Annotated in this window: 10 protein-coding genes; 4 read left to right on the top strand and 6 right to left on the bottom strand. The window is 28.7% G+C overall.

Annotated features, from left to right (window positions below; translation table 11 throughout):
• The first annotated feature begins 346 nt into the window (after positions 1-346).
• The gene (gene mobH / locus ACFFHT_RS09060; protein ID WP_382375484.1) at positions 347-2,158 is read left to right on the top strand and encodes a MobH family relaxase; all 1,812 of its coding nucleotides are present in this window, start codon (positions 347-349) and stop codon (positions 2,156-2,158) included.
• On the top strand, positions 2,148-3,107 hold the full coding sequence (locus ACFFHT_RS09065) for a tyrosine-type recombinase/integrase (protein WP_382375485.1): 960 nt from the start codon (positions 2,148-2,150) through the stop codon (positions 3,105-3,107). Before mobH ends, ACFFHT_RS09065 begins: the two co-directional genes overlap by 11 nt.
• 143 nt (positions 3,108-3,250) lie before the next feature.
• Here ACFFHT_RS09065 and ACFFHT_RS09070 read toward each other — a convergent pair whose 3' ends face one another.
• Entirely contained in the window at positions 3,251-3,661 is a 411-nt protein-coding gene (locus ACFFHT_RS09070) for an H-NS family histone-like protein (RefSeq protein WP_382375487.1), read from the bottom strand.
• A gap of 320 nt (positions 3,662-3,981) precedes the next feature.
• Between ACFFHT_RS09070 and ACFFHT_RS09075 the strand changes: the two genes are divergently transcribed.
• Positions 3,982-5,085 (top strand): AAA family ATPase, encoded by a 1,104-nt coding sequence (locus ACFFHT_RS09075; protein WP_382375488.1) that lies wholly within the window; start codon positions 3,982-3,984, stop codon positions 5,083-5,085.
• An 8-nt stretch (positions 5,086-5,093) separates the two neighbouring features.
• Complete coding sequence (locus tag ACFFHT_RS09080) at positions 5,094-5,558, top strand: type II toxin-antitoxin system VapC family toxin (protein WP_382375489.1); 465 nt, start codon at positions 5,094-5,096, stop codon at positions 5,556-5,558.
• Positions 5,559-5,627: 69 nt separating this feature from the next.
• Here ACFFHT_RS09080 and ACFFHT_RS09085 read toward each other — a convergent pair whose 3' ends face one another.
• From ACFFHT_RS09085 to ACFFHT_RS09105, 5 genes are all read right to left on the bottom strand, one after another.
• Positions 5,628-7,448 (bottom strand): ATP-dependent nuclease, encoded by a 1,821-nt coding sequence (locus ACFFHT_RS09085; protein WP_382375491.1) that lies wholly within the window; start codon positions 7,446-7,448, stop codon positions 5,628-5,630.
• Positions 7,449-8,004: 556 nt separating this feature from the next.
• The gene (locus tag ACFFHT_RS09090) at positions 8,005-8,691 is read right to left on the bottom strand and encodes a hypothetical protein (RefSeq protein ID WP_382375493.1); all 687 of its coding nucleotides are present in this window, start codon (positions 8,689-8,691) and stop codon (positions 8,005-8,007) included.
• Positions 8,692-8,995: 304 nt separating this feature from the next.
• Entirely contained in the window at positions 8,996-9,190 is a 195-nt protein-coding gene (locus ACFFHT_RS09095; protein WP_382375495.1) for a hypothetical protein, read from the bottom strand.
• Between the two features lie 372 nt (positions 9,191-9,562).
• Positions 9,563-9,790 carry a hypothetical protein gene (locus tag ACFFHT_RS09100; protein WP_382375497.1) on the bottom strand — a complete coding sequence of 76 codons (228 nt, stop codon included), beginning with the start codon at positions 9,788-9,790 and terminating at the stop codon, positions 9,563-9,565.
• Positions 9,790-10,264, bottom strand: a 475-nt coding sequence (locus ACFFHT_RS09105) for a hypothetical protein (RefSeq protein WP_382375499.1), incomplete at its 5' end; no start/stop codon positions are given. The genes ACFFHT_RS09105 and ACFFHT_RS09100, both read right to left, overlap by 1 nt.

Here is a 10,264-nt window from a genome sequence, read left to right on the forward strand (position 1 = left end):
AGTATCCGTAAAACTTCCTCAATAAATACACTCTAAATTACTTATAGAATAAAAATAAAAAATATATCTTAATTGCTGTTTTCTAATCATCATCAGAAATTGATTATTTTGAATAATCAATTTTCTCTTTCCATTTCCTCTAAAAATTTCATACTCTCTTTTAACTCTATTTATTTATATAACTTCAATTAATATTCAAAATACTTCTCAGCTACATACTAGAAATAAAGGAATAAAAAGGCTTTAAAGGAAGATAAGGGTAATTGTTATTTTAAGAGGAATGGGCCTACCCCGAGAATGATGTTATAGACAAAAAGAAAAAGGCAAATAAAAAGGCGAAAAGGCAATGAGTATCTTTAAATTATTATCTTTAATTACTCTTTTTCTAAATAAAAAGAAAAAACAGAATACAATTAATCATCAAGAAAAAATTGATACTTCAACGACAGAATGGCTAAAACCAAAATTAGCAGCAGAATTACTAAATACGAATCATAGGAGAATATTATTAAAAAAAATTTATCAATCTGTTTCTATGTCAGAAGAAAATTTTGATCTGCTTTGCCTTAAACCTATCGAAAAATATGCAGAACTGGTACAGGATTTTCCGGCGTCAGAAAATCATCATCATGCTTACTTAGGCGGTATGCTTGACCATACACTAGATGTCATTTTTATTGCTCTCAAACTACGCCAAAGTTATCTATTGCCACAAAATGCAAAAGCTGAAGATCAGGCACAACAAAGTGATATCTGGACAATTATCATTTTTTATAGTGCATTAATTCATGATATTGCAAAGATTATTACTGATATTCATATTGACACCTACCCTAATTATCAACGTTGGTATCCTTGGCAAGGTAAACTTGCCAATTTCTATCGTTTTAAATACATCCCTACCCGTGATTATCACTTACACCCGATAATGGGATCTTACATGATAAATTATTTGCTTACTGCATTATCATTAGATTGGATTGCTAAATATCCCGACGCTTTATCCACTTTTTTTTATTTAAGCGCAGGACATTATGATAAAGCAGGTATTGTTGGCGAAATTATACAAAAAGCAGATCAAATGAGTGTTGCTATACATCTTGGCGGTGATATTTCTCGATTAGAAAAACCACAACAATCTTTTGCAAATCAATTAACTATTGCACTTCGTTATATCACAACACATGATCTTATTTTAAATAATCAACACGGCGGCTCTGATGGTTGGCTTACGAATGATAGCCTTTGGCTAATCAGTAAAACAGTAACTGATAAAATTCGAGCTTATCTTATGCAACAAGGCATTTCTGTACCGACACAAAATAGTAAACTATTCGATGAAATGCAAACACATAAAATAATTGAAGCAACACCTGATAATAAGGCTATTTGGCACTGTCATGTAAAATCTCATGATGGTTGGTCTCCACAGAACTCTTTTACCTTACTTAGACTCTCTCCATCTCTTATTTGGGAACATATTGAAAAACGCCCACCAATATTTAATGGTACAGTGACTGTCATTCAAGAAATAAATAATATGACAAAAAAGGAAGATGAATTGATTGTCTCAAATGAAACTAAAACTCAAGATACATCAGATAACAATCAGACAGATCTATTTGATTTTACACTAAATTTATTATCTAAAAATATGAATAATACAAATAATCAAGATAGATCAAAAAATTCATCAACAAATAATAAATATAATGAAACAATTACACATAATGAGGTAATTTACAATGACAGCAAAGATAAATTAAGTGGAGAATGCTTCCTAGATTGGTTAAAAAAATCTATTGTCAATGAATCATTGTCTATAAATGAACCAAAAGCAAAAATACATATTATTAACCAACATGTCTTTTTAGTATCTCCCGGCATTTTTCAATTTTATTGCCAAAGTAAAATAGGTTCATCTGCAAATGAACACTGGAAGTTACTACAAAAAAACTTCCAAGCATTAGGTATACATAAAAAGAGACAACCGGGAAACTATAATATATGGAAATGTGAAATTAAAGGACCTAGAAGAACATCAGTTTTACAAGGATATATCATTGAAGATATTAAATTACTCACTAATAAACAATTATTCGACAATATGTATTTAACATTGAAAGATGAAGATAAAGAGGGAACTTATGATAGATAATGCTATACCATTAACAGGAATGACATTTAAAGAAATATTGAATGAATATGTAACCTTTAAATATTTAAGGCCAGATACAAAAGAAAGTTATATTAAAGTGATTAATCAATTTGAAAAATTTGCCCCTAATATTCTTGCTGATGAAATCACCCAAGAACTCGTATTGAAATGGCGAGTACGTTCTCTACAAAAAATTTGTCCTATTACTTGGAATAATTACATGTCTCATTGCCATGCAATTTTTAATTTTGGAATTAAAAATAACCTAATTCGTACAAATAAAAATCCATTCAAGAGTATGCAGGTTAAAGTTGGTAAAAAACGCAAAAAAGTTATCAGAGATTTTCATTTATCTGTTTTAGAAGATACTTTAGTTTCAGATAAAAACTTATTACCAGAGAGCTACTCTCCTTTATTTTTTACACAAGCTATTATATTTACATTTATCTATACAGGTATTCGTAGAGGGCAATTATTAAAACTAAAAGTGCGAGATATTAATCTTATTGATAGGACCATTTTTATTTCATCTGATATTAATAAGAATCATGATGATCATATTATCCCAATTTCAACGGTACTATTTCCTTACTTAGAAAGACTTTTGCAAGAAATACAAGCAAGACATATTGCAAAAAATAGTCAATTATTCAATTTGAATAATTTTTCGTCTGTGACAAGAAATAAAGGAAATATGACTACAGATCAATTGTCTCATTATTTTGGAAAAATATCTAAAGAATTAGGGGTCTCTCTTTCTCCCCATAAATTTAGACATACATTGGCAACCAACTTGATGAAAAATCCGGAACAAAATTTATATGCTACACAAAAAATTCTAGGTCATCGAGATATCAAGGTAACATTAACCTATATTCAACCAGATGTTGAGCAACTTAGAAATGCAATTGAGTCAACTCGAAAACCTGTTATGAGGCGATATTTTTAAATAAAAGACTATAAAAATTGTTTAAAAGTGGTTTAAAGTTCAGTAATACTTCATTTAAACCACTAACCTCTATTTTATTAACCATAAATTAATCGGTATATATGGGCCTAAATTACTTGGCTATCCAAAAGATTATCCCTATATCATATTTCAAAACTTTCCAGACTTGCACCATTATCAAGCTGAATTTGAATTGCTTTTGGCGTTCTACCCTGCCCTGTCCAAGTTTTTTGTGAACCATCTAAATCTGTATATTTATATTTTGCTGGACGGGGAGCGCGTTTTTTATGTTGAGATGGATTAAAACGGTGAAAATTCATTACTTCTAAGAGTTCTTCAGGTGAAATACCTTCAGATTTGAGTAATTCTTTATATTTTTCAATTTTTTCTTGATGAGCAGCTAAAATAATTTGTTGTGCTTCTTCCTCTTTTTTTCTTTCTTGAACAACAATCTCAAATTTTTCAAAAATTGTTTCTAATTGCTCTAAAGAGAGTTCTCTTGCTAAAAGACGCAGAGAACGAATATTATTCAATGTCTTTAATAACTTTTCCACTTATGCTCCTTATGTGTCTATATTTTGGTATTAATGGAAATAGAATATCACTTTTTTGCATATTACCCAACACATCAAACACACTTAACTTCGCTGAAAACACATTGCCAATATTATGCATTGGTTAGTAGAAAGTCTGACACCAGACGAGGATACTTTCACTTCACAAAGTAAACATGTTACATACCTAGCAATAGTTTACTTGATGAGTCACTTAATATTGAATAAAAATTTAGTGCAAAATGGCTATAATTTTCTTATATTATAAATATCTAGAACTCATTTGATTGTTTTTACAATCTATTTTAGAGGAGGTAAATATGAATATAGAACAAGATAAGATACCCTCAAAATACGAATTTTGGAATGTTAAGGGAATTGATAGAGTATTAATAAATCTCGATCCTAACGACAAAATGAATGTATTTATTGGAAATAATGGAGTCGGTAAAACAAAAACACTAGAGAGTCTATATCAAGCGTTATTATTTTCTAGTAATAAGTATCAATTGAATCCAGATAGGTTCTTAACTAATAAATTAGTATTTGAAAAAGCAAAAATTAATAATAATGACTTTTTTATCGATAAAATGAATCTTATCAGTCATGTAGCGAAAACGACCCCCTACCCTATTATTTATATTCCTGCCCAAAAAAGAGGATATTTTAAAAATAACAATACCGATTACATCAAAGTTTTGGGGGAATTTAAGGAACGTCAACAAGCGTATTTTGAGGCTATCTATCTAGATATCAATAATAATAAATATAATGATTCTATTGAAACATGGTTTATTCAGAGAGCTCAATCAGCTAATCGTTATCAAAATAGTGAAGATAATCGAGAAATCGAATTACTGTCAGTACTACATATCCTAAATAGAATTGATGAAAGAATTAGTAATGATCCCTCTTCATTGAGCCTTATAGGTGGGAAATTTATATCTTTAATGATAGAAGGAAAATGGCGCAAATTAAGTGAGTTAAGTAGTGGATTTGCTTCATTAGTTAAAATAGTTCAATCGATTGTGTCTGGTTACGCTTTTTTTACAAACTCTACAAATTTGGAAAATGAAAAAGGAGTTGTATTGATTGATGAAATAGAGAGCCATTTACATATCAGCTGGCAAACCAGAATATTACCAGCATTAAATGATGCCTTTCCTAATACTATTTTTATTGTTGCAACCCATTCATCATTAGTATTATCTCAATTATATGATGGAAAAGCTTATGAACTAGTTAATGAGAATGGTATTGTTAAAAATAAAGAAATACCAAATCCAAGTAATGCAGCTTTTGTTGATCTACTTTCTACTGCGTTTAATGTTGATCTAAATCAGATTAAATTAACAAATATTCAACCTAAACGTTCAGTTAATCAGAAAAGTAAATTGTTTGATATTTTAGGATTATCTAAATAGGTGGTAGTATGCAACAAAATATTTTATTAGATACAAATAAAATAATTAGTATCTTGAAGGGTAATAATCAGGATAGTAGTTGGTTTATAAAAAAATTGAATGAAGGACAAACACTATTTTTCACAACACCTTTAATTAGACATGAAGTGTTACGTTTTTACGATTATAGTGACTCAAATGCTATTGAGTATAAAAAAGCGGAGCAGTTTTTATCTGCATTAGAAATTATTAATATTGACAAGAATATTACTGATATTGCTACAGATATTTTTAGATATGAAAGAACAAATTATTCTGAACGGTATCAAAAACAACCCGATGGTACAGAAAAGCGCTTAGATAAATATAACTTTGATACAATGTATGTGGCTAGCGCTATGTGTTTTAATTTAGAAATGACTTCAAATGATGGTGATATTTGTAAAATAAAGAATTTATATTCTGAAATGATTAATTGGAAGAAAAACTCTTAATCTTGGGTAAAACGTGGTTTAAAGCCTTGTACTATATGCTTTTAAACCACTTTTTACCAACTTTTTTATCTACCTTACTATACCTAGAGCTTTATTGATAATTCCAATAATATCATGATCATTTTTATCTAATATAATAGGTTCCTTTCGTACATCTAACACTTTACTGTTTATCTCTATTTTCAATTTACCTTCCTCACTTACCTCATAATCAAAAAAAGAAGGTTTATTTGGGAAAGGTAAGATATTCTCACCTACTTGATAATGTGCAAAAACAGGAGATATGATACTCAACAACTCATCCCTGATTAAGATCGATTCATCTATCATTTCACTATTAGATGCATATTTCAAACAGTTCAAAATTTCTTGATATGAAGAATTTTCTAATTCCTTATCTTCACTCTCTAAAATGTATTCACTTTCAATAACAGCATCCTCAATTTTATTTTTCTTCTGATGATTACATTGATAATAACATTCAATATTTCCTTTTCTTAAAATAAATAGCCCTGTTTTCTCAAAAATATCAAATAATGCACCAAGCCTAGCTTTTAACTTATTCCACTCATTATTTAAATTTTGCTCACTAAATACAGTGCATAAAGCTGAACGTCTTTTCTTTAACACTTCATTTCCTGAGGCAGTAAAATACGAGTGTTGTGTAGCTACACTCTCAATGGATTTCCAATCATCATCAACTAATTTGCAAAAGTCCTCATAGATAGAATCAGCCATATTTAAAATAGATGACTGACCAAGCTGACTAGCTAAATTATCTGCTTCATTTTTTACTTTTTCATTATTAAAATAAGCTTTCACTAAATTCAAATTATCAGCAAAAGCATCTGCATCAACTAAGATGGTTGGTGATTTTCCCATTAACCTAAATAATTTTATTGTATCAGACATTATTTCTTTACCATTAACTGGCAATATCTGTGAACCTGCAGCTTCAATATTTAAGTATAGTTTATCTGAAAGTGTATTACAGATAATTACATCTGAAGAGCCTTCCACCAAGAGTGGTGTTCTCGAAAATAATGCTAATTTATGTTCGTGTCCTAATCTAGCAATTAAACTTTGAATATTTTTATTTTTTAATTCACCAGCATTATTTGGAATTTGATTAGCACCTTTTCTTAAATCATCACAAAAAATAAAAGACAATAAATCATCAGTTTTTGATATTTTTATCATTTCTGCTGAATGTGTTGCTATTATAATAATTTTTTGATAGCTATTTTCATTAGGCTCTCTTGTAACTCGTAAAATCTCTTTAAGTAAAAAAGCTTGTAGTTGTGGATGTAATGAAATTTCTGGTTCATCAATCAGCAAAATACCGACATCATCATCGTATAATGCAGCTAAAAGACCAATAAGATGCAATAATCCCGATGCCTCACGTCCAGATGAATAACTGGAATTTTCTTCACCTAATCTATAAAATGAAACTTTTAACTGTCCAGAATCCCAATCAATAATAATGTTTCGCTTAAACAGTTTCTGTAAACGTTCTCTTACCTTAATTAAAATATCCTGACGAACTGATAATGTATGTAAATCTCCATTAATAGATTCAATCTTATGTCTCTCTTTGGAAAAATACTTATCTCCATGTTGAGCTTGATCAGGTGTATCTTTGTCATAATAGACTGTACTACATTTTGAGCGATATTGTTCTAAGGGACTTAAACGCCCAGAAGAAATAAAACGAATTGTTTTATCCTTATATTTCATCTCTAAGCTATTTTTTAGGCTTTTCAATAAAAGCGTTTTCCCTGAACCATTTGGACCAATAATAAACGTTAATGGTGATCTTATCTCAAGTTCTAAAGAATACTTTTCCTTAATATTAATTTCATAAGTAACAGAAAGAGGAAATTCCATAATGCTCTATCTCAAAAAAATTTATCTATGGGTTACAAATATGAAAAGTAGATGGGTATTTTTTATCTAAGTCTACATTTCTCTTTTATCGTATTATAGAGTTAAAGAAACTTATATATCAATTCCTATACTTCATACTTTCCATACAAATTTTAGTATAATCACCATCTTGTGCTAAGCACCAATATAATGGGACTGTAAAGCGGTAACCTAAGTTATAGTACATTGAAGCTACCCCAATCCATAGTAATTATGTACCGAGGAATTATCATCAAAGATATCTAATAAATTTTTACTAAAATTGTTATACTAGTTAAATTAATTTTAGAAACCTCATAAAGATCTGTACTGTGTACATCTTTTTCACCAATTCCGAATGCGATAAGGCTAGAATTTTTTTGTTTGATTAAAGTTTCACTATTTTTCTCTCTTTCTGCCCGATAAAATCGCAGCATAAGTAATTCATATTAAAGCATATGACATTTGTCATATGCTTTTTACTAAAGATCCATAATCTCATCTTGTTTTGTAATTAAACTACTTTTTACCATTTATTTTATTTTTTCCTTTTCTTAGAGATTACTGGTTGTTTATCAAAAATTTCATCTAAACTATATTTTGTATCAGGCTTCATAAAAAAAAGGACTTTCTCTATTGATTCTTTTGAAGTATTTTCATTGCTTAAAGTAAGCTCAATTTTAGCTTCTCTATCATATATAATCTTACCACAATTATCCTTATCACTAGTAAAAATAACATATCGAAATGGAAATTCTATATTTCTTAATTCTTTTTCAAGATAATAAAAAAGATTATCTATATTCTTAATTTCTAAACCAAACCTAGTTGAATAGATTAATAATAAACAGTCAACCAAACCATTTTTTGTTTTATAATTTTCAAATTTACTTTTTTTCTTTTTTATTAGTTCTAAAACAGTTTCTTTTTCACTGTCTATAGAACATTTATCCTTTTTAAGGACTTCAACATTAATACCTTTTTCTAATATTTCTAATATTTCTTTACTGTCTGATTTATTAAAATACTCATTATACTCAGAATTATCAACTTGAGTTAATTCAATTCCCACTTTATCTTTATTAGATAAAACTAATATTTTATCTGGTTTATCATTATGCCCCTCCAAAAGAGAGTATATACCATATTTCTCTCTAAGGATATTTTCTATTTTATCAAAATAAAATCTTTCCTCTCGTTCTTGATTAATCTTATTTTTGCTCATATTACATATATCCTAAAAATATTATTTCTTGATCTTCAAAATTTAATTCTTTTTATTGCTGTTTATCCATTCTTAATATATTTAAAAAAACCTCCTGATATAACATCTCCTAGCAAAATTAAAACAAAGCCTTTTTCTATACTAACTTGCAAAATAGTTTTATGTATTCTTAATATGTTATCAATAAAAAACACAATACTATATTCATTGCAAAAATAAACTATCCCCGCTATCTCAACTAATATTAAAGTTAATAAAAGCAGAACAAAACATCTACGAAAGAATCGATAAATAAACATCATTATTATTTATCCTCTTTCTTTTCATCAAAATATTTTTCTAATAAAGAAGGGTATTTCTGAATAGTTTCAGAAATATAATTTCCTAAAATTGGGTATTTAATTTTACTACCTACAAAAGAACCAATTCCAGCCAATCCAACATCTTGTCCTACATTACTATTATTTCCTAGTAAACTTATACCCATAGCAATACCCATATTGACACGAATAGCATCAAGACTATTTAATTTAGGTGTTATTGCACCTGCAAATCCAGCTCCACCTAGCTCGTACCAATTAAACTCTTGACCTGATACAAGTTGTACTGTTCCATTAGCCCCTAAACCGATAGCTGTATTTTGTACGACTGGATTACTCTCTACTTTTTGTAAAGTTGGTGCAACTATAGTGCCTATTGCTTCGACAGTAGTAACCCCTTTAATTATTGCGTTACCACTATTCCCAAGATTTTAATATTATTCTATTTCTTCGTCTTTTACTAATTGTAGCTAATTCACGGTGTTAACTGTATATTATTATTTTCTTAGATTTTTATAATCTTTAATATAAATAATTAAATCAATATTATTTTATCTTTTATCTACATTCACCCCTAATTTCTTTGACAAATTTCCTATCAATATCCACAAAAAGGTAGCTAAACCAGATTTATATAGTAGAGTATATAAAATTCCCATGTTAAAAATAAATTTATCTGTATAAAAGTAATCAAGAGATATAAGTAAAAAATAAACTATTAAAAAAGAAATATAAAACCATATAAATAAAATAAGAATACCAAATGCTTTCTTAAACATTATTCTAACTCCTTAGTTTTAACTTCTTCTGTTTTAGGGTTAACATTTATATTTTCTATAATTCCACCCACAATAGAACTTCCCACAATAACTTTATTTCCTACAATACCGAATTTAGAAACACTATCTGCCGTACCAATAGAAATTATTGTTGAAATATCTTTCTTCATAATATCTCCTAATACTTCCTTATCATTTTTAGTATTATCGTTGGCAGATATAATACCTTGATAAATTGTATTAATAGATAATTGTTTTGAGAGACTTTTTCCTGCCGTGATCCCATTTAAAACATAATTCATCATAGCCCCTTCAGGCGTAAATTTATCATTATAAACATCAAACCCCGTTGAAACTGTTCCTGCAATCAACGTTTCACTCGCTATAGGATGTTTTTCTAGCCATTGTAATGCAGGCGAAATTTTACCCATTGCCTTTTCAGCTTGCAGAGCAGTGATAAAGGCTCTATCACTG

Source organism: Gallibacterium melopsittaci (assembly GCF_042433085.1).
GTDB lineage: Bacteria > Pseudomonadota > Gammaproteobacteria > Enterobacterales > Pasteurellaceae > Gallibacterium > Gallibacterium melopsittaci.

What these genes read in the sequence shown, in the direction of transcription:
- mobH (WP_382375484.1), top strand. Translation starts at nt 347, where the DNA reads ATGAGTATCTTTAAATTATTATCTTTAATTACTCTTTTTCTAAATAAA.
- ACFFHT_RS09065 (WP_382375485.1), top strand. Translation starts at nt 2,148, where the DNA reads ATGATAGATAATGCTATACCATTAACAGGAATGACATTTAAAGAAATA.
- ACFFHT_RS09075 (WP_382375488.1), top strand. Translation starts at nt 3,982, where the DNA reads ATGAATATAGAACAAGATAAGATACCCTCAAAATACGAATTTTGGAAT.
- ACFFHT_RS09080 (WP_382375489.1), top strand. Translation starts at nt 5,094, where the DNA reads ATGCAACAAAATATTTTATTAGATACAAATAAAATAATTAGTATCTTG.
- ACFFHT_RS09085 (WP_382375491.1), bottom strand. Translation starts at nt 7,448, where the DNA reads ATGGAATTTCCTCTTTCTGTTACTTATGAAATTAATATTAAGGAAAAG.
- ACFFHT_RS09090 (WP_382375493.1), bottom strand. Translation starts at nt 8,691, where the DNA reads ATGAGCAAAAATAAGATTAATCAAGAACGAGAGGAAAGATTTTATTTT.
- ACFFHT_RS09095 (WP_382375495.1), bottom strand. Translation starts at nt 9,190, where the DNA reads ATGGGTATTGCTATGGGTATAAGTTTACTAGGAAATAATAGTAATGTA.
- ACFFHT_RS09100 (WP_382375497.1), bottom strand. Translation starts at nt 9,790, where the DNA reads ATGTTTAAGAAAGCATTTGGTATTCTTATTTTATTTATATGGTTTTAT.